The sequence below is a fragment of the Roseateles oligotrophus genome, from assembly GCF_025717515.1.
Lineage (GTDB): Bacteria > Pseudomonadota > Gammaproteobacteria > Burkholderiales > Burkholderiaceae_C > Paucibacter_A > Paucibacter_A oligotrophus.
Genome location: NZ_JAJIRN010000006.1, coordinates 404,576 through 424,062 on the forward strand (window position 1 = coordinate 404,576; position 19,487 = coordinate 424,062).

The window sequence follows — 19,487 nt, forward strand, 5'->3', positions numbered from 1 at the left end:
GCTTGAACAAGTCCATGAAGATTTTGGCCACAGCGGCCCTCGCAGTTTGCGTCAATGCCGGCTTCGCACAGGCCGCCACGCCCGCTGCCCCGGCTACTGCTGCCGCTCCGTCGGCCGCCAAGAAGGAATTGATTGCCAAGCTGATTCAGCTGCAGCAACCCGGCGTCGAGAACATTGCCCGCATGCTGATTCAGCAGCCGGTCGGTCAGCTGATGCAAGGTGCCGGCCAGGCCTTGCAAACCCAAGTGCCCGCCGAGAAGCGCGAAGCCACCGCCAAGGCGATTGAAGCCGAAGTGCGCAAGTTCGTTGATGAGTCCGTGCCGATGGTGAAAGACAAGGGCGCCAAGATGTCGGCCGGCGTCTGGGCACCGATGCTGGATGAGAAATTCAGCGAAGAAGAGCTGAAGCAGATCATCGTTTGGTTGGAGTCACCCGCCAGCAAGAAGTACCAGCAGATCGGCGCCGAAATGCAAAACGCGCTGGGTCAAAAACTGATGGCCGATGTCGGCCCTGGCCTGGACGGCAAGTTCAAGACCTTGCAGGCAAGTATTGCCAAGCAGTTGGGCATCACGCCCAAGCCTGCCGCTCCAGCCGCCTCAGCCGCCAAGAAGTAAACGCTCAAACCTCTCTATTGCCTCGATCCGATGAGCCGTCGTCCGTTCAATTTTTCCGCCGGCCCTGCCGTCTTGCCTGAAGAAGTATTGCAGCAGGTCGCCGCCGAAATGTTGGACTGGCAAGGCTCGGGCATGAGCGTGATGGAGATGAGCCACCGCGGCGCGGAGTTCACTTCGATTGCAGCGGCGGCCGAAAGCGATCTGCGCGAGCTGCTGCAGGTACCGGCCAACTTCCGCATCCTGTTCATGCAGGGCGGGGGCTTAGCCGAAAACGCCATCGTGCCGATGAACTTGGCGCGCGGCGGCAAGGTCGACGTGGTTGTCAGCGGCTCCTGGTCGAAGAAAAGCGCCGACGAGGCGAAGCGTTATGCCGATGTCAGCGTAGTGGCCAGTGGCAGTGAAAGCAAGTTCACCGCCCTGCCCGCCCCAAGCGCCTGGCAATTGCGGGGCGATGCGGCCTATGTCCATATCTGCTCCAACGAGACGATCGACGGGGTCGAGTTTCACGAACTGCCCGACCTGAAGGCGCTGGGCAGCGACGCACCGCTGGTGATCGACTGCTCTTCGCATCAGCTCTCGCGCAGCATAGATTGGTCACGCGTCGGCCTGGCCTTTGGCGGCGCGCAGAAAAACATCGGCCCGGCCGGCCTGACCCTGGTGTTTGTGCGCGAAGACCTGCTCGGTCATGCGATGGCGATTTGCCCGTCCGCCTTTGACTTCAAGGTCGTGGCCGAGGCCAAGTCCATGTACAACACGCCGCCGACCTTTGGCATCTATGTGGCCGGTCTGGTGTTCCAGTGGCTGAAGCGATTCAGCTACGCCGGCAAGACCGGCGTGGCGGCGATCGAGCAACGCAATATCGACAAGGCCCAACTGCTGTACGCGGCGCTGGACGCCTCGACCATGTTTGAAAACCGTGTGGCGGCGGACTGTCGCTCACGCATGAATGTGCCCTTCTACCTGAGCGGCAAGTTCAATACCGAAACACTCACTCAAGCCTTCCTGACCGGAGCGAAAGAGAGACAGCTGCTGCAACTCAAGGGCCACAAGTCCGTGGGCGGCATGCGTGCATCGATCTATAACGCCATGCCACTCGAAGGCGTGCAAGCGCTGGTGGCGTATCTGAAGGACTTTGAGGCTCAATATGGCTGAAGTACCGGCTGACAAATCAGCTGAAACACCGGGCGCGGCCCAAACAACCGCCGCGCCGGAACTGCTGGCGCTGCGCCAGCAAATCGATTCACTCGACACCCAGTTGCTGACGCTGCTGAACCAACGCGCCCAAGTGGCCGAGCAAGTCGGCGAGATCAAGCGCCGCGAAGGTTCGCCTTTTTTCCGCCCCGACCGGGTGGCGCAGGTGATCGAGAAGATCAAGAGCGCCAACACCGGGCCCTTGAAGGCCGAGCATGTGAGCGCGATCTGGCGCGAAATCATGTCGGCCTGCCTGGCGCTGGAAAGCCCACAGCGCGTCGCCGTGCTCGGCCCCTTGGGTACCTTTTGCGAGCAGGCGGCGATCGAGTACTTCGGCGGCGCCGCCGACCTGATTTATTGCAATAGCTTTGACGAGGTCTTCCACGCCACCGCCAGCGGCAGCGCGCAATACGGCGTGGTTGGCGTCGAGAACATGACCGAGGGCGTGGTGACGCGCTCGCTGGACTTGTTCTTGCACACCCCCACGCATGTAGTCGGCGAGGTCAGCCTCTTGATTCGCCACAATCTGCTGCGGCTGGACAATTCGCAAGTCGGTATCGAGGTCGTACTGGCCCATCCACAGGCCTTGGCGCAATGCCAGAACTGGCTCAGCAAACATCTGCCGAATGCCGAGCGGCGCGCGGTCTCCAGCAATGCCGAGGGCGCACGCCTCGCGGCCACCAACCCGGCCTGGGCGGCCATCGCCGGCGAGCGCGCCTCGACCATCTTTGGCCTGCATATCGTCGCCCACGCGGTTCAGGACGAAGCCTATAACCGCACCCGTTTTGCCATCATCTGCCTGCCGCAGACCATGGCCACGCCGCCCGCTTCGGCGCATGACTGCACCAGTCTGATCGTCTCGGTACCGAACCGGCCCGGCGCCATGCATGACCTGCTAGTCCCGCTGAAGACCCACGGTGTGTCGATGACGCGACTGGAGTCGCGCCCGGCCCGCACCGGCCAATGGGACTATTATTTCTACATCGATCTGGATGGTCATCCCTCGCAGCCCAATGTGGCAGCGGCCTTGGCCGAGTTGCGTGAACTGAGCGCCTTTTTCAAGGTGATCGGCTCCTACCCCTTGAAGGCGTAAGGCAAGTGGCAGTGATGTTCAATCAGCTCGGAGTCATCGGCTGTGGCCTGATGGGCGGCTCCTTCGCCCTGGCGCTCAAAAAGGCTGGCCTGGTCAAGCGCGTGGTCGGCTACAGCAAATCACCGTCAACCACCGAGATGGCCAAACGCCTGGGCGTCATCGATGTGGCGGCCGAATCGGCGCTGCTGGCGGTATCCGGCTCGGATATCGTCTTGCTGGCCGTGCCGGTGTCGGCCACCGAGTCGACGCTGAAGGCGATTCGCCACATGGTCAATCCGAACGTGCTGGTGATGGATGTCGGCTCGACCAAGGGCGATGTAGTCAGCGCCGCCAAACGCGCCTTGGGCAAGCATATTGACGCCTTTGTGCCGGCGCACCCGATCACCGGCAAGGAGTCCGGCGGCGTCCAAAATGCCGATGCGACGCTGTACGCCGATTGCCAAGTCATTTTGACGCCCTTGCCACAGACCAACGCAAGCCTGGTGCAGCGAGCCACCGATGTCTGGTCGGCGCTGGGCGCAAGAGTTCTCAAAATGACGCCTGAGAATCACGACGCCGCCTTCGCAGCCGTCAGCCATCTGCCGCATTTGCTCGCCTTCGCCTACTTCCAGTCGGTAGCCGCACAGCCGGCGGGGCGCGACTACCTGAGCCTGGCCGGCCCAGGGTTTCGTGATTTCACCCGCATCGCCGCCAGCGAGCCGTCTGTCTGGCGAGACATTCTGATGGCCAACAAGGCCGAGGTCTTGATCCAATCGCAGCGCTTTCGCCAAGCACTGGATGCCATTGAAGCGCTGCTCAAGGACGACGATGCGTCCGGGCTCGAAGCCCGCATCCGCTTGATCTCGGAAGCGCGCGCGCAGTGGCAACTGCCAGCACCGCGTCAGCCCAAGTAAGGCGCGCTCGGCGACCCGCCAGCCGCAGCAATTTATTCTCGATAGCCATGTTCAAAATTCCCTTTCTCGATCTGCCGCCGCTGCGCAGTGCCAGCGGCACCGTTCGCTTGCCCGGCTCCAAAAGCATCTCCAACCGCGTGCTGCTCCTGGCAGGCCTGTCCGAGGGCGTGACCGAGGTGCACGACCTGCTCGATTCCGACGACACCGCCGTCATGCTGGACTCGCTCAAGGCTTTGGGTTGCCGGCTCGAAACCTCCGACCATGGCGTGCTGCAAGTCACCGGCATCGGCGGGCGGCTGAAGGTCGATGCAGCGCAACTCTTCCTCGGCAATGCCGGCACGGCGATGCGCCCGCTGACCGCCGCGCTGGCCTTGCTGGCCGCGACGCAAGGCGGTGATTTCGAACTCAGCGGCGTCGCCCGCATGCATGAACGGCCGATCGGCGATCTGGTCGACGCCTTGCGCCTGCTCGGCTGCCGGATTGAATGCCTGGGCCAAGAAGGCTATCCACCGCTGAAGCTCACCGGCCCGTCCCAGCTGGACCTGGCCCGGCCGGTCAAGGTGCGCGGCGATGTGTCCAGCCAGTTCCTGACCGCCCTGCTCTTGGCCTTGCCCTTGGTCGCCACCGAACAGGACGTGGTGATTGAGGTAGTCGGCGAGCTGATCTCCAAGCCCTATATCCACATCACGTTGGAGTTACTCAAGCGCTTCGGCATCCAGGTGCAGCGTGAAGATTGGCAGCGCTTCACCATCCCCGCCGGCAGCCGCTACCGCTCGCCCGGCGCGGTGCATGTCGAGGGCGATGCCTCCTCGGCCTCGTATTTCGTGGCCCTGGGTGCGCTGGCCGCCACCGAGGCGCCGCTGCGCATTGAAGGCGTCGGCAGCGCCTCGCTGCAAGGCGATGTGCGTTTCATCGAGGCGGCGCAGGCGATGGGCGCGCGGGTCGAGGCCGGGCCTAACTGGCTGGAGGTACGGCGTGGTGCCTGGCCCTTGCACGGCATCAGCCTGGACTGCAACCACATCCCCGACGCGGCGATGACCTTGGCCGTGATGGCGCTGTATGCCGATGGCCCGACCACGCTGACCAACATCGCCAGCTGGCGGGTCAAAGAAACCGACCGCATTGCGGCGATGGCCGCCGAGCTACGCAAGCTCGGCGCCACGGTCGAAGAAGGCGAGGACTGGCTGCGCGTGCACCCGCTGCTGAGCTGGAAAGCGGCCAGCATCCACACCTACGACGACCACCGCATCGCAATGTGCTTCTCGCTGGCGGCCTTCAACGGCCTGGTGGCGGGCAAAACCAGCCCGGCCGTGCCGGTGCGGATTCTTGAGCCGCATTGCGTGGCAAAGACCTTCCCCGACTATTTCGAGACGCTGTTCGAAGTCAGCAAGGCGCGCAGCAAAGACATTCCGGTCATTTGCATCGATGGCCCGACTGCGTCCGGCAAGGGCACGCTGGCCGATGAGGTGGCGCATGCTTTGGGCTACGTAGTGCTGGACTCCGGCATGCTCTACCGTGCCAGCGGCCTGGCCGCACAGCGCGCCGGCGTCGATCTGGATGACGGCCAAGCGGTCGCCGCCGTGGCCGCCCGGCTCGATCTGCATTTCCGCAAAGGCCGGGTGACGCTCGGTGAGCTCGACATCACCGAGGCCTTGCGCCTGGAAACCACCGGCCTGCTGGCCTCCAAGGTTGCCACCCACCCGGAGGTGCGCCACGCGCTGAACCAGTTGCAGCTCGACTATCGCCGCCTGCCCGGCTTGGTCGCCGATGGCCGCGATATGGGCACGGCCGTGTTCCCCGACGCCGCGCTGAAGGTTTTTCTGTCGGCAACCGCCGCAACAAGGGCCGAGCGGCGCTATAAGCAATTGATTTCCAAGGGGATTTCGGCTAGTATCGCGGGCTTGCGTCAAGATTTGGAGGCGCGTGACTTGCAGGACAAAACCCGCAAGGCCTCGCCCCTGGCCCCTGCCGCAGATGCGCTGGAGCTCGACAACTCGGCCCTGTCCATTGAGGAATCAAAGGATTTGGTGCTGGCTTGGTGGGCCAAGGCGGGGCCTTTTTCGGATCAGCGTTGATCCGGGCGAGGCTCAATAAAACCCGTCGACTACTGCTGTCGGGCCCAGTGCAAAGCTTGGGCTCGCCGAAGTCGGCGATATCAACAACCTAACCCGTCCGGCGGTCAAACGTCAGACACCCACCGTCGGTTCGCCAAACGCCTTGACCGCGCCGACACAGGAAACACCATGACAAAAATCAAGAATCTCGCCGAAGTTACTTCGTTCGAAGCTGGCTCCTTTGGTGCCATGTTCGAAGAGTCGCTGCAGCGTTCCGACCTGCGCGCCGGTGAAGTTATCTCCGCCGAAGTGGTCCGTATCGAGCACAGCTTTGTGGTCGTCAATGCCGGCCTGAAGTCCGAAGCCTACGTGCCAATCGAAGAATTCAAGAACGACCAGGGCGAGCTGGAAGTTCAAATCGGTGACTTCGTTTCCGTCGCCATCGACGCGATCGAAAACGGCTACGGCGACACCATCCTGTCACGCGACAAGGCCAAGCGTTTGGCTTCGTGGCTGTCGTTGGAAGTGGCGCTGGAATCGGGCGACTTCGTCACCGGTACCGTGTCGGGCAAGGTCAAGGGCGGCCTGACCGTTCTGGTCAACGGCATCCGCGCCTTCCTGCCGGGCTCCCTGCTGGACACACGTCCGGTCAAGGACATGAGCCCGTACGAAGGCAAGACCATGGAGTTCAAGGTCATCAAGCTGGACCGCAAGCGCAACAACGTCGTGCTGTCACGCCGCGCTGTGGTCGAGGCTTCGATGGGCGAAGAGCGCGCCAAGCTGCTGGAAACGCTGGCCGAAGGCGCCATCGTTCAGGGCGTGGTCAAGAACATCACCGAATACGGTGCGTTCGTGGACCTGGGCGGCATCGACGGCCTGCTGCACATCACCGACATGGCATGGCGTCGTGTGCGTCACCCATCGGAAGTGGTCACGGTTGGTCAGGAACTGACCGCCAAGATCCTGAAGTTCGACGCCGAGAAGAACCGCGTTTCGCTGGGTCTGAAGCAGTTGGGCGACGATCCATGGTTCGGTGTCGCACGTCGCTACCCAACCAGCACCCGCCTGTTCGGCAAGATCACCAACATCGCTGACTACGGCGCATTCGTTGAAATCGAGCCGGGCATCGAAGGTCTGGTGCACGTGTCCGAAATGGACTGGACGAACAAGAACATTGCACCTTCGAAGCTGGTCACCCTGGGTGATGAAGTCGAAGTCATGGTCCTGGAAATCGACGAAGACAAGCGTCGCATCTCCTTGGGCATGAAGCAGTGCAAGGCCAATCCTTGGGAAGATTTCGCTGAAACCGTCAAGCGCGGCGACCGCGTCAAGGGCCCCGTCAAGTCGATCACCGACTTCGGCGTGTTCGTTGGCCTGGCTCAAGGCATCGACGGTCTGGTGCACCTGTCCGACCTGTCCTGGAACGAGACTGGCGAAGCAGCTGTCCGCAACTTCAAGAAGGGCCAAGAAGTTGAAGCCCTGGTCTTGGCCGTTGACGTCGAGCGCGAGCGCATCTCCCTGGGCATCAAGCAGCTGGACAGCGACCCGTTCACGACTTACACCACGGTCAATGACCGCGGCATGATCGTGACCGGCAAGGTCAAGACGGTTGACGCGCGTGGCGCCGAGATCGACCTGGCCGACGAAGTCACCGGCTATCTGCGTGCTTCGGAAATCTCCCGCGACCGCGTGGAAGATGCCCGCACCATGCTGAAGGAAGGCGACGAAGTCTCGACGCTGATCGTCAGCATCGACCGCAAGACACGCAACATCCAGTTGTCCATCAAGGCCAAGGACAACGCCGACAACCAAGAGGCTATGCAGCGTCTGTCGGCAACCAGCGAGCGTGAAAACGCCGGCACCACCAGCCTGGGCGCTTTGCTGCGCGCCAAGCTGGACAACCAAGGCTAAATCGGCTGTCATTGGCAAGGCCTCACAGAGGTCTTGCCGATCCATAGCTTGATTGCCACGAAGGCCCGCCTCCTCAAGGAGGGCGGGCCTTTTTTATGAATACGTACAAACTTTGAGGCCACCAAGCCATGACCCGATCCGACCTCGTTGTATTGCTGGCCGAGCGCTTCGGTCAACTGGCGCAGCGTGACACCGAATTCGCCGTCAAGACGATTCTGGACGCCATGTCCGATTCGCTCGCGCGCGGCCACCGGATCGAGATTCGCGGCTTCGGCAGCTTCTCCGTCAACCGCCGCCCACCCCGCATGGGCCGCAACCCACGCAGCGGCGAGCAGGTCTTGATTCCGGAGAAGTTGGTGCCTCACTTCAAGCCCGGCAAAGCGCTGCGCGAGGGCGTTGATGCCGACAGCACAGCGGCAAAGAATTGATCGCTACGCAACAGATTGCGCGCTAAGTAGCGTCGAGGGCCACGGCAGCGGCACTAGAATCCCCGCTCAATGCGTATCCTTGTTTGGGTCTTCAGGGCCTTCCTCTTTTTTGCACTCTTCGCCTTCGCGCTGAACAACAGCCACGAGGTCGTCGTACGCTGGTTCTTCGGTCACGAATGGCGTTCGCCGCTGGTGATCGTGGTCTTGCTGGCCTTCGGAATGGGTTGCGCCCTGGGTGTGCTGGCGATGGTGCCTGCTTGGTGGCATCACCGCCGCATCGCGAGCCGCAACCCTGCTGCCGTCACTCCGGCAAATGGCAGCGACGAGCCCCAGTCGCCCGGCGTGATCCACGATGGAATTTGATCTTCGCTGGTTGCTGTTTGCTCTGCCCGCGGCCTTTGCCATCGGCTGGCTCGCATCCAAGCTCGACACCAGGCAATGGAAGCGTGAGCAAAAGAACTCGCCCAAGGCTTATTTCAAAGGGCTCAACCTCTTGCTCAATGAGCAGCAAGACAAGGCCATCGATGCCTTCATCGAGGCGGTTCAAAACGATCCCGACACCTCGGAGCTGCACTTCGCTCTGGGCAATCTATTCCGCCGGCGCGGCGAATACGAGCGCGCGGTGCGGGTACACCAGCATCTGCTGCAGCGCGGCGACCTGCCGCGCTCCGAGCGCGAGCGCGCTCAGCACGCCTTGGCCCAGGATTTCTACAAGGCCGGTCTGTTTGACCGCGCCGAAAGCGCCTTCACCGCGCTGGCCGGTACACCCTTCGAGAGCGAGGCCGAACTGGCCTTGCTGGCGCTGTACGAGCGCACCCGCGACTGGCGCAAGGCCGCCGATGTGGCGCGCCATCTGGAACAAACCGGCACCGCCTCCTTTGCCACCCGCATAGCGCATTACCTGTGCGAACTGGCACTGGAAGCGCAGGCACGGGATCACGACGATGATGCAGCCAACTTGCTGGCCGAAGCCCGCAGAATTGCGCCCCATGCCGCGCGCGCGCATGTCTTGGCCGGGCAGATGCAAGCCAGGTTGGGCGAGCCCAAATTGGCGATGGCGGCCTATGCCGAATTGTTGGCGGCCAACCCTGAAGCCTTCAATCTGGTGGCACGGGACTTTGCCGAGGCCGCGCAGGCCTGCGGATGCCACGAGCGCGCCTTGGCCATTCTGAGTGATCAATACTGCCGCACGCCGGGCATGCATTTGCTGCAAGCGATCGCCAAGCTGGAACCAGCCGCCGACCTGCAGCGTGAACGCCTGAGCCGCCATTTGCGCGAGCAGCCCAATCTGTCAGCCGCACGTTTGCTGCTGACCCAAGCCCAGTTCAAACTCAGCGAGGTGGAAGCCCCCCTGGTGGGTGCAGCCATCGACCGCGCAGTGCGCCCCTTGCAGCGCTACCGCTGCGCCGCCTGTGGCTTCGAGGCCCAGCATTATTTCTGGCAATGCCCTGGCTGTTTGAACTGGGACACCTACCCGCCACACCATGTCGACGAATAGGCCGGTGCCGTCGGACCCTGATCGCATCCTGATCGTCCGCTTGAGCGCCCTGGGCGATGTCGTGTTGAGCTCGGGGCTGATCCCCTCACTGCTCAGCCGTTGGCCCAAGGCCCAAATCACATGGCTGGTGGAGCCCGCGGCCGCCCCTCTGCTCAAGCACAACCCGCGTCTGCACGAAGTTATTGTTTTGCCGACGGCCGAATGGAAAAACTTGTGGCGGGCAGGAAAGCGGCTACAGGCGCTGCGCGAAATCTGGCGCTTTCGGGCCAGCCTGCGTGCGGCCCGCTTCGACCTGGTCATCGACCCGCAAGGCTTGCTCAAAAGCGGCCTGATGGCCTGGTTCACCGGCGCGCCCCGGCGGGTCAACCTGAAGCCGCGCGAATCGAGTCAATGGCTGATGCATGAGAGCGTGCGGCCTGGGCCCGGTGTGGGGATCGACGCGACACTGCCCATCGTTGCCCATGAATACCGCGATCTGGCGGTCTATCTCGGTGCCGCGAGCGACAGCTACCGGATGGATCTGGCCGTGGGCGAGGCGGCTCGGCAACTGGCTAGCGCTCGCTTGGAGCAAGCCAAGGTCGGCTCCAGGTACGCGGTCTTGGCGGCCTTCACCACGCGGCCGCAAAAGCATTGGATAGAGAGCAACTGGGCCGCCCTGGCGGACGGCTTGCTCGCACAAGGCCTCACGCCGCTTCTGCTCGGTGGCCCGTCCGATCTGCCTGCGGCACAGCGCATCGCCGCCAGCAACCCGGCCATCGTCAATCTGGTCGGCCAATTCAAGCTCGACGAAACCGTGGCCGTCATCAGCCGAGCCAGCCTGCTGGTCGGCGTCGACACCGGCCTGAGCCATATGGCGATCGCGTTGAACATCCCCACCGTCGCCTTGTTTGGTTCGACCACCCCCTATTTGCGCGGCCCCGATGCGCGCACCCAGGTTCTCTACGAGCGGCTGGACTGCTCGCCCTGCAACCGCAAACCCACTTGCCATGGTCGCTTTGACTGCATGCGCCAGTTGGATGTGGCCCGCGTCTTGAAGGCCACATCCGAAGTCCGGCAAGCCAGTACCCTCTAAAAGCCTATGTCAACCCAACTCATCCCCAACGACCTGCTGGCGAAGTCGCAAAAGATTCTGTTCATCACCCATCTGGCCCTGGGCGACTACACCTATTTGCAGAACTTCTTCCAGGCCTTTTCGAAGCAATACCCGCATATCGAAGTGCATATCTGGGTCGATGAATTGCGCCGCAGCAATCGGCCTGCGGACTGGGTGCATCTGAAAAAATATGCCTTGTACGACTGGCTGGCGGCCTGCCCTTTTGTCGCCAAGACCTATGACAAGACCTATAGCCCGGCGCTGTACAAGGCATCGATTCAAGAAGCAAGGCAACAACAATATCCACTGGTCGTTTCACTGGCCACGCTGCGCCCGCATCTGTACGCGGCCTTGGCCCGCGAGATCTGCCCGAACGGTTTTGTGGCCGGCATGAAGCATCAGCCCGGTCTCTTGGCCTTGCACAGGCGCTGGGCCTATAGAAAGCTGAATGCGGCCTTGAATCCGGACGGCTTGACGCAAGCCGGTCAACACATAACGGCGATTTACAACGGCTGGTTCAAGTCATTTTTTGGCATGAATCTGGCCGAAGATCGGCGCTTCCCCTTTCTCGACATTCCGCCGCAATGGTTGCAGGCCAGCCAGCAACAACTGCGGCAATGGGGTTTTGCCGCTGAAGGCCAACAAGCCGCTCGCGCCGTCTTCATCAACCCATTCGCGAAGAACAACAAGCGCTGCTGGCCTTTGTCTCGGGTGGTAGAGCTGATCCAGGCAATGCGCAAACTGCCGGCTTGGGCGAATACCTGTTTTGTCGTCAATGTGGTGCCGGAGCAAATGCCCCAGGTGCGGGCCTATTTCGCGACCCAGGGCCTGGAGCGGGTGCAGCTATTCAGCGCCGAGGAAAACTTCTTTCAATTACCTGCAATGTTGAGTCAATGCGGCTTGATCATTTCGGTTGAAACGGCCGTCATGCACTTGGCCAATGCGGTGCATATTCCGGTGATCGCCTTGATGCGTCAAAAGAACCCGGAATGGGCTCCGATTGACGAGAAAAACAGTACTGTGATCACGACGCTCAAGCGCAGTGATTGGGTCAAGGCGATCACGGCGGAACAGGTCATCGAAGTATTGGGCCTTGCCGGCGCGCATTGATCGCCGTCGGGTATGTGGCACTGAAAACTGAATCTTCCCATGATCTACATTGACGTCACCGACCTCATCCTGTGGGTTCGCCGCAAGTCCACCGTCACCGGCATCCAGCGTGTGCATATCAACTACGCCGTCAATGCGCTGGATCATGGCGCGAAATGCTTGATGTTCTATGGCCGCGACTGCCGCAAGGTCGCGCTGGTCAGCGATGAATTCGTACGATATATGGGCGATGTGCTGAGCAGCCGGGTGCCGATGGACAAGGCCAAGTTTTTCACCATGTGCCCGAACGCTCGGCTATTCCCCTGGCCAGACTACCGCCAGAAATACGCTCACCGCCCGCTCAAACGCGTGCTGCACACGCTGGGCGGCCATCTGCGCTTTCATAGCCAGCGCTGGCTGTTCGAACGCAAAGCGCCAAGCCCCGAATTCCAACCCGGTGACGCGTTGCTCAGCATCGGCCGCGACTGGACGATGGAGGGCTATGTCGCCAATATCCAGCGCCTGAAGGATGAATACGGCATCCGGCCGCAGCTTTTTCTGCACGACATGATCCCGATCCCGGGCGAAAAGCAGGCCGGCACGGCCAAGCGTTTCCTGAGCTTTGTCATCGATGCGTTCAAGACCTTCGACCGCTTTTTCACCAGCTCGGACTACAACCGAGGCGAGATCATCAAATACATGCATGAGTTTGTCGGCTACGAGAAGCCGGTCGAAAAACTCGGCTTCGGGCAAAACATCAACGCGATGGGCCTGGCCCCGACCGCCTTGCCCGCTGGGCTAGAGGCTGGCCGTTATCTCTTGTGCGTGGGCCGGGTTGCGGCCTCGAAGAATCAGATTCGCTTGATGAAGGCCTGGCACAAGCTCGTGCAGGCAGGCGCCGACAGCGGCGTGAAGCTGGTGCTGCTGGGTGAACTCAGCGGCAGCTACCGGGAATTCAATGACTATCTCAACAATGCCAAGGCCTTGACGGGCAAGTTGATCTTGCTGGAGAAGGCGTCCGACCAGTTGCTCAACACCCTTTATCAGAACTGCCTGTTCACCGTGTTCCCGTCAACCATCGAGGGCTACGGTCTTCCGGCGGCCGAGTCGGTCGCCTACGGCAAGTTCTGCCTAGCCTCCAACGCCACCTCCATCCCCGAGGCGGCGGGCATTTATGCCGACTATTTCGATCCCTATGACGAGGACGAGATGCAGGCCAAGCTCAGTCATTACCTGAACGATGCCGCCGCCCTGCAAGCCCGTGAGGCCTTGATCAAGGCCGCACCGATCAGAACCTGGGCCCAGGCCAGCGCAGAGTTGCTGGAGCGCGCCGGCAGGCCTTTGGACGCAGACTCAAGCCAGCAAGGCTGACACGGCCAGCGCCAAGCTGCCGAAGCGTTCGGGAGCCAGCTCTGGCAAGTCAGGAGGATCGCCAAGCCCGTCCTTGGCCAATAGAAACGCACGCCCTAGCCCGGCCGCCTGCGCGGCCTCGATATCGGAGGGTTTGTCGCCAAACAAGACCGACAGGCTCAGATCAAGTTGCAAGTTACGCGCCGCGCGCAAAATCATGCCCGGCGCCGGTTTGCGGCAATCGCAGTTCTGCCGGTACTCAGCCACCTGCCCATCCGGCAAATGCGGGCAATACTCGACGGCCGCCAGCGGCACCTGCTGTGTCAGCAAGAACTCGCTCATCTGCGCTGTCAGCCGCAGAAAATCGGCCTCGCTGTATTTGCCCCTGGCAATGCCCGACTGATTGGTCACCACGACCAGCGCATAGCCGGCCCGATGCAGCCGGCGCATCGCCTCAATCGCGCCGGGCACGAACTCGAAATCTTCCCAGCGACCCACATAAGCATGGTCGATATTGATCACGCCGTCACGGTCCAAAAATGCTGCCTTCATTCAGGTGGCTCGCAGGCTGCGCACCAGCGCCGTGGTCGAGTAGCCACCGACAAAAGACAGCGCCTCGGAGCGGCCGCCCCAGGAGCGCACCAGGCGGGTTTCTTCCAGCAACTCCATATCGTAGTCACCGCCCTTGACGTAGATATCGGGCCGAATGCGAGCCAACAAGGCGCAGGGCGTGGGCTCATCGAAGAAAGTTACGCAATCCACCGCCGCCAAGCCGGCCAGCACCAGCGCCCGGTCGAGCTCGCGGTTGATCGGCCGCTCCGGCCCTTTGCCCAGGCCGCGCGCCGAGGCGTCGGTGTTGATCGCGACGATCAGACTGCCGCCGAGTTGACGCGCCGCATGCAAATAGCTGACATGGCCTCGGTGCAGGATGTCGAACACCCCGTTGGTGAACACCCAGGGGCGGGGCAAGGCAGCCAAGCGTGCCGCCAGGGCCGCATCGTCGAGCGCGGCCGCGTCCAGCAGCTTGTCTTGCAGGCTCCAGCTCATGCCCACGCTCATGCTTGCAACTCCTCATAGCTGACCGTCGCGGTGCCGAACTTGCCGACCACGATGCCGCCGGCCCGGTTGGCCCACCGCATCGCCTCTTCCATGCTCAGACCCGCCGCCATCATCACCGCCAAGGTGGCGATCACCGTGTCGCCGGCGCCGGTCACATCGAACACCTCGCGCGCTTGCGCGGGCTCATGGCTGATGCCGTCCGCGGCGAACAAGCTCATGCCCTCCTCCGAGCGCGTCAGCAACACCGCCTCGACACCGATCTCGGCCCGCAAGGCATCAACCTTGGCTGTCAAGTCCGCTTCGCTGCGCCATTGGCCGCTGACCAGCGCCAGCTCGGCCCGGTTCGGCGTGATCACGGTGGCACCCGCATAACGCTGGAAATCACTGCCCTTGGGGTCAACCAGGACCGGCTTGCCGGCCGCACGGGCCAAGGCAATCATCTGCGGAATATGCGCCAGGCCGCCCTTGCCGTAGTCGGAAAACAGCACCAGGTCATGCGAGGCCAGTTGCTGCTCGAAAGCGTCCGTCATCTCGCCCAGCAACTCATGGTCGGGCTCGTTTTCAAAGTCGATGCGCAGCAGTTGCTGGGCCCGCCCGATCACGCGCAGCTTGACGATGGTCTGCAGCTTGGGGTCGTCGCGCAAAACCGTCTCCACGCCTTGCGCATGCAGCAACTCGCGCAGCTTGACGGCGGGCTGATCTCGCCCCACCACGGTCAACAAGGTCGTGCGCGCGCCCAGCATCTTGACGCCCAGCGCCACGTTGGCCGCGCCACCCAGACGCTCCTCCTCGCGCTCAACCCGCACCACCGGCACCGGCGCCTCGGGCGATATGCGCTCGACCGCACCATGCCAGTAGCGATCCAGCATCACATCGCCGACCACCAGCACGCGCTTGGCCGCCAGCAGCTCGCGCGCGGGAAGGCCTTGAAGTAAGTTCTTAGTCACAGGCCCGCCCCGATCAGTCCAAGCCGAGTTCGGCTTCGATCAGCCCGCACAAGGTGTGGCCGATCAAGATATGCGCCTCCTGGATGCGCGCCGTCACCTGGTGCGGCACCACGATGGCCGCGTCACACAGGCCGCGCAGCTGACCGCCGTCGCGCCCCAGCAGACCCAGGGTGTAAACGCCGGCCGCCTTGGCCGCCTCGACCGCGCGCAAGACATTGGCCGAATTGCCCGAGGTGGAGATCGCCACCAAGGCGTCGCCCGAGCGCGCCAGCGCCGTCAGCTGACGCGCGAACACCTGCTCGAACGCATAGTCATTGGCAATGCAGGTCAACGCCGAGGTATCGGTGTTGAGCGCAATCGCCGCCAGCGGGCGCCGGTCCTTGATGAAGCGGCCGGTCAACTCGGCCGCCAGATGCTGGCTGTCGGCCGCCGAGCCGCCATTGCCGCAGAACAGGATCTTGCCGCCCTGCGTCAGCACCTTGGCCAACTGCTGCCCGGCCTCGGCGATGGCGGGGTCCAAGTCATGCAGCAAGTTCATCAATTGCTGATGCTCGGCAAGGTTGCGCAGAAACAGTGAATTCATTGATGGAAATCCATGAAAAGTAAAAAGTGGATCAAGCCGATGAGGGCTTGTGAGCGCTCGCCAGGGCCAAACTCTGGGCCAATCACATCGCGCCATTATCAACGCAGGCGCGCACGCAACAGGGCTCGGGCCGCAAGCCAAAACAGCAGCGACAATCCCCCGCCATGACGACTGATTCTCCCGAACTCAAACCCGTTGCCAAGCGCCTGATGCGCTTTGTCAAACCGTACCGCACCGGCCTGTCGCTGACCTTGCTGGTCTACGCCTTGGCGGCGGCCACCGAGCCGCTGATCCCGCACCTGATCAAGACCGTGTTTGGCCAGGGCTTCGCGACCAACTCCTTTTCGGTCTGGTGGGTGCCGGTGGTTTTGATTGGGCTGTTTGCGCTGCGTGGCCTGCTGGGTTTTGTGGGTCAGTACCTGCTCAACTGGTCGGTAACGCGGGTGGTGCTGGACTTCCGCTGCGCGCTGCTTGATGCGCTGTTGAAGGCCGATGCACGCGTGTTCACCAGCTTGCAGCCGGGCACGGCGGTCACCAAGGTGGTGAACGACCCGCAGCAAGTGATGGGCATGCTGACCAACCCCTTCATCAGCGTGTTGCGCGACGGCCTGCCGGCTATCGCGATTCTTGGCTATCTGATCATGCTGAACTGGCAGCTGACCCTGCTATCGATGATCACCACGCCCTTGATGGCCTTCGTCATGCGCCGGGTCGCCACGCGGGTGCGCCGGCTCGGTGGCATCGCCTACGACGCGCAATTGCAGTTGGTCAACAAGGTCGATGACCTGACGCGCGCCTGGCGGGTGGTGCGCAGCTTTGATGCGGCCGACCATGAGCGGGCTCAGTTCAATGCGCTGGCCAAGCAGGTGCAACGCAACAACCTGAAATCGGCCGCAGCGGCTGCCATGACGCAGCCGCTGTCGCAGTTCGTGGCGAGCTGGGGTTTGTCCTTGATCGTCTGCCTGGCCTTGCTGCAAGCGCGCCAAGCCAACACCGGTGTGGGTGAATTCGCGGCCTTCATCACCGGCCTGCTCTTGCTGACTTCGCGTCTGCGCCATCTCAGCGACCTGATGCCCCCCATCACCAGCGCCCTGGTCATCGCGCGCGGCTGCATGAGCCTGCTGGACATGCCGGTTGAACCCGACAAAGGCAGGCGTGAACTCAGCGACTGCAAGGGCGAGATCCAGATGAAGGACGTGCATCTGCAATACCCGGACGCCGACCGCCCGGCGCTGAACGGGCTGACCCTCAACTTTGCGGCCGGCCAAACCACGGCCCTGGTCGGAGCCTCGGGCGCGGGGAAAAGCTCCATCGTGCATTTGCTCCTGGGCTTTGGCCAAGCCGACACGGGTCAGGTCACGATCGACGGCGTCGAGGTCAGCGAGCTTCGCAAGGGCAATCTGCGCCGCCAGTTTGCGGTGGTGTCGCAAGACATTGTGCTGTTTGACGCCTCGGTGGCCGACAACATCGCCTACGCCCAGCCGCGCGATGAGGCCAAGTTAGAGCAGGCCTTGCGCGCTGCCAATCTATGGGACTTTGCCTTGGGTCTGCCGCAGGGCCTGGAGACCATCATCGGCGCCAACGGCAGCAAGCTCTCCGGCGGCCAGCGCCAGCGTCTGGCCATCGCGCGAGCTCTCTACCGCGACGCACCCATCTGGGTTTTTGATGAAGCCACCTCCGCGCTCGACACCGAGAGCGAGCGCGCGGTTCAGCAAGCCTTGGAGCAATGGCAGGGCCGCAAGACGCTGATCGTCATTGCGCACCGCTTGTCCACCATTCGCTCGGCCGACATCATCCATGTGCTGGGCGCCGGCCGGGTTTTGGAAAGCGGCCCGCACACCGAACTGCTTGAACGCGACGGTGCCTATGCCGCGATGGTGCGGGCACAGCACGGCGAATAGCCGCTACGGCTTGGCGGTGTTCTCAACCACCAGCGCCGGGTTCAGGCGCGGGTCGTTGTACATCTTGAACTGCCGGTAGACCTTGAAGTAGGCGCGGCCCGCAGCGGAGTCGGCCAAGAGTTCGTCGTAGCAGTCACCCAGGTCATCGCGCTGCTGCCGCAAGCGGGTGAGGCGTTCGCGGCAAGCGGCAAGGTGGGCCTCATCGACGTCGCTGCGCAAGGTCTGCAAGCGCATCGCCTCGATCTTCAGAGCCATGATGGACATGCGGTCCACCATGCTGCCGGCGGTCTCGCTATTGAGTCGCGCACCCGCTTGCTGGGTTGAGCGCGGCGTCAAGCTGCCGATGCTGCTGGCATCAACCAAGCCCAAGGCGCTGAGCAGCCATTCATCGATGCGCTCGATCGCGTCATTGCGAGCCTGGTTGAAACGATCAATCGCGCGCTTGTTGGCGACGATTTCCGCATCCAGCGCTTTTTGGCGGCGGGCAAGGTCTTCCTCGGCCCATAGGCTGGCGTTGTAGAAATGATTGACGCGCGCCCAACCTAGCACATCATCGGCCAGGGGCGCGGTGCTGCTTGGGCCGGCCGCCACGGCTGCCGTATGCAGCGCAATGATCTCGCGCGCGGCTGGCAAGGTAATGGCGGGTTGCTCAGAAGTTGTCATGGTGTTCTCGAAATCAAGGTCGGCGTCAGTTCGCATCAATGTGCATCAAGCGCGGTGGCAGAATGCCGCCGCAGAGCATAACCGGGAGTATTCGCCATGATAGAGACAGTTGGAGCGCGGCCTTTGATCGTGCGCCTGCGCAATTTTGTCGGCGACGCGGTGCTCGGTCTGCCGGCCCTGCGACTGCTGGAACAACATGGCTATCAACTTCATCTGGTGGGCAAGGGCTGGGCGCGCGAGTTGTTTGAAAGTGAAGGCTGGCCGGTGCTGGTTCGCCCCAAAAAGCTGCGTGACCGCGTCAAGCAACTGCGTGCGCTGCGCGCCGAGGCCTGCCGCATTGACCCTGGCTTTGACAAGCGGCCCAATGCCTTGGCCTTCCCCGGCGCCATCTCGGCAGCGCTCGATATGCGGCTGGCGGGTTTGCGGGCCGAAGCCTATGCCTGCGATGGGCGCAGTTGGCTGCTGACACGCGCCCACCCGATGGATATGAAGGTCCATGCTTTGCGCAGCTATTGGGATTTGAGCTGCGCCTTCCTGGGCATCAAGGAGGCGCCGCCGGCCTCGATCGACTTCAAGATCAGCCCCGCTCAATATGCTCAGGCCGATGCGATGCTGCAGCAGCGAGGCATCAAGCCGGGCTATGTGCTGGTCTGCCCGTTTGCGAATGGCACGACCGCCTTGGTCGACAAGACTTGGCCGCAATTCATGAGCTTCGTGGAACGGCTTTCCGCCAGCGGGCAGCAAGTGGTGATCTGCCCGGGGCCGAACGAGGTCGAGGGCGCACGCAGCATGTACCCGACCGCGCTGCGGCTCGAAGGCGTCGGCCTGGGTGTCTACAACGCCTTGCTGGCGCGTGCGAAGTTGGTGGTGGCCAATGACACCGGGCCCGCTCATATGGCGGCGGCGGTCGGCGCGCCGCTGCTCAGCGTGTTGGGCCCGACCCCGCTTGAGCAATGGGCGCCCTGGGGGCCTAATGTCGAGATCATGCAGCGCTACCCGGTGTGGTACACGGCCGACGAGGTGTTGGCCAGAGTGCAGCAGCGCCTTTCATGATGCACGGCAAGCGATCAGCCCCCCTGACACGGCGCTGCTTGCTGATTGCCATGCTGAGCGGATCTTG

The 19,487-nt window shown here is 62.6% G+C and carries 19 protein-coding genes; 14 read left to right on the forward strand and 5 right to left on the reverse strand.

The window, feature by feature from the left end; genetic code table 11:
* The first annotated feature begins 2 nt into the window (after positions 1-2).
* The 12 genes from LNV07_RS15280 (at position 3) to LNV07_RS15335 (ending at position 13,235) form a co-directional block, all read left to right on the forward strand.
* Complete coding sequence (locus tag LNV07_RS15280) at positions 3-614, forward strand: DUF2059 domain-containing protein (RefSeq protein ID WP_263572018.1); 612 nt, start codon at positions 3-5, stop codon at positions 612-614.
* Between the two features lie 30 nt (positions 615-644).
* Positions 645-1,766, forward strand: a complete 1,122-nt coding sequence (serC, locus tag LNV07_RS15285) for a 3-phosphoserine/phosphohydroxythreonine transaminase (RefSeq protein WP_263572019.1) — start codon at positions 645-647, stop codon at positions 1,764-1,766.
* Positions 1,759-2,898, forward strand: coding sequence for a prephenate dehydratase (gene pheA / locus LNV07_RS15290; protein ID WP_263572020.1), 1,140 nt, complete (start codon positions 1,759-1,761; stop codon positions 2,896-2,898). The genes serC and pheA overlap by 8 nt, the downstream gene beginning before the upstream one ends.
* A gap of 14 nt (positions 2,899-2,912) precedes the next feature.
* A complete protein-coding gene (locus tag LNV07_RS15295) occupies positions 2,913-3,791 on the forward strand; it encodes a prephenate dehydrogenase (RefSeq protein ID WP_263572021.1) in 879 nt (292 codons plus the stop codon).
* Positions 3,792-3,838: 47 nt separating this feature from the next.
* On the forward strand, positions 3,839-5,866 hold the full coding sequence (locus LNV07_RS15300; RefSeq protein WP_263572022.1) for a bifunctional 3-phosphoshikimate 1-carboxyvinyltransferase/cytidylate kinase: 2,028 nt from the start codon (positions 3,839-3,841) through the stop codon (positions 5,864-5,866).
* A gap of 168 nt (positions 5,867-6,034) precedes the next feature.
* Complete coding sequence (rpsA, locus tag LNV07_RS15305) at positions 6,035-7,756, forward strand: 30S ribosomal protein S1 (protein WP_263572023.1); 1,722 nt, start codon at positions 6,035-6,037, stop codon at positions 7,754-7,756.
* Between the two features lie 128 nt (positions 7,757-7,884).
* A complete protein-coding gene (locus LNV07_RS15310; RefSeq protein ID WP_263572024.1) occupies positions 7,885-8,184 on the forward strand; it encodes an integration host factor subunit beta in 300 nt (99 codons plus the stop codon).
* Positions 8,185-8,253: 69 nt separating this feature from the next.
* Positions 8,254-8,547: a LapA family protein gene (locus LNV07_RS15315; RefSeq protein WP_263572025.1), complete on the forward strand. Its 294-nt coding sequence runs from the start codon at positions 8,254-8,256 to the stop codon at positions 8,545-8,547.
* Positions 8,537-9,682 carry a lipopolysaccharide assembly protein LapB gene (gene lapB, locus LNV07_RS15320; protein ID WP_263572026.1) on the forward strand — a complete coding sequence of 382 codons (1,146 nt, stop codon included), beginning with the start codon at positions 8,537-8,539 and terminating at the stop codon, positions 9,680-9,682. Before LNV07_RS15315 ends, lapB begins: the two co-directional genes overlap by 11 nt.
* Positions 9,669-10,754 (forward strand): lipopolysaccharide heptosyltransferase I, encoded by a 1,086-nt coding sequence (gene waaC, locus LNV07_RS15325; RefSeq protein WP_263572027.1) that lies wholly within the window; start codon positions 9,669-9,671, stop codon positions 10,752-10,754. Before lapB ends, waaC begins: the two co-directional genes overlap by 14 nt.
* 6 nt (positions 10,755-10,760) lie before the next feature.
* Positions 10,761-11,885, forward strand: coding sequence for a glycosyltransferase family 9 protein (locus LNV07_RS15330; RefSeq protein WP_263572028.1), 1,125 nt, complete (start codon positions 10,761-10,763; stop codon positions 11,883-11,885).
* 39 nt (positions 11,886-11,924) lie between these two features.
* Positions 11,925-13,235: a glycosyltransferase gene (locus LNV07_RS15335; RefSeq protein WP_263572029.1), complete on the forward strand. Its 1,311-nt coding sequence runs from the start codon at positions 11,925-11,927 to the stop codon at positions 13,233-13,235.
* Here LNV07_RS15335 and gmhB read toward each other — a convergent pair.
* From gmhB to LNV07_RS15355, 4 genes are read right to left on the reverse strand one after another with little or no spacing between them, the layout of a single operon-like run.
* On the reverse strand, positions 13,218-13,766 hold the full coding sequence (gmhB, locus tag LNV07_RS15340; RefSeq protein ID WP_263572030.1) for a D-glycero-beta-D-manno-heptose 1,7-bisphosphate 7-phosphatase: 549 nt from the start codon (positions 13,764-13,766) through the stop codon (positions 13,218-13,220). The genes LNV07_RS15335 and gmhB overlap by 18 nt on opposite strands.
* On the reverse strand, positions 13,767-14,261 hold the full coding sequence (locus tag LNV07_RS15345) for an adenylyltransferase/cytidyltransferase family protein (protein WP_263572079.1): 495 nt from the start codon (positions 14,259-14,261) through the stop codon (positions 13,767-13,769).
* An 8-nt stretch (positions 14,262-14,269) separates the two neighbouring features.
* A complete protein-coding gene (gene rfaE1 / locus LNV07_RS15350) occupies positions 14,270-15,220 on the reverse strand; it encodes a D-glycero-beta-D-manno-heptose-7-phosphate kinase (protein ID WP_263572031.1) in 951 nt (316 codons plus the stop codon).
* A gap of 13 nt (positions 15,221-15,233) precedes the next feature.
* The gene (locus LNV07_RS15355; protein WP_263572032.1) at positions 15,234-15,803 is read right to left on the reverse strand and encodes a D-sedoheptulose-7-phosphate isomerase; all 570 of its coding nucleotides are present in this window, start codon (positions 15,801-15,803) and stop codon (positions 15,234-15,236) included.
* A 164-nt stretch (positions 15,804-15,967) separates the two neighbouring features.
* Between LNV07_RS15355 and LNV07_RS15360 the strand changes: the two genes are divergently transcribed.
* Complete coding sequence (locus LNV07_RS15360; protein ID WP_263572033.1) at positions 15,968-17,704, forward strand: ATP-binding cassette domain-containing protein; 1,737 nt, start codon at positions 15,968-15,970, stop codon at positions 17,702-17,704.
* Between the two features lie 3 nt (positions 17,705-17,707).
* Here the strand turns inward: LNV07_RS15360 and LNV07_RS15365 are convergent, their stop codons facing one another.
* On the reverse strand, positions 17,708-18,367 hold the full coding sequence (locus tag LNV07_RS15365) for a DUF4254 domain-containing protein (RefSeq protein WP_263572034.1): 660 nt from the start codon (positions 18,365-18,367) through the stop codon (positions 17,708-17,710).
* A 96-nt stretch (positions 18,368-18,463) separates the two neighbouring features.
* Here LNV07_RS15365 and LNV07_RS15370 point away from each other — a divergent pair, with 96 nt between their 5' ends.
* Positions 18,464-19,420, forward strand: coding sequence for a glycosyltransferase family 9 protein (locus tag LNV07_RS15370; protein WP_263572035.1), 957 nt, complete (start codon positions 18,464-18,466; stop codon positions 19,418-19,420).
* Positions 19,421-19,487: the final 67 nt, after the last annotated feature.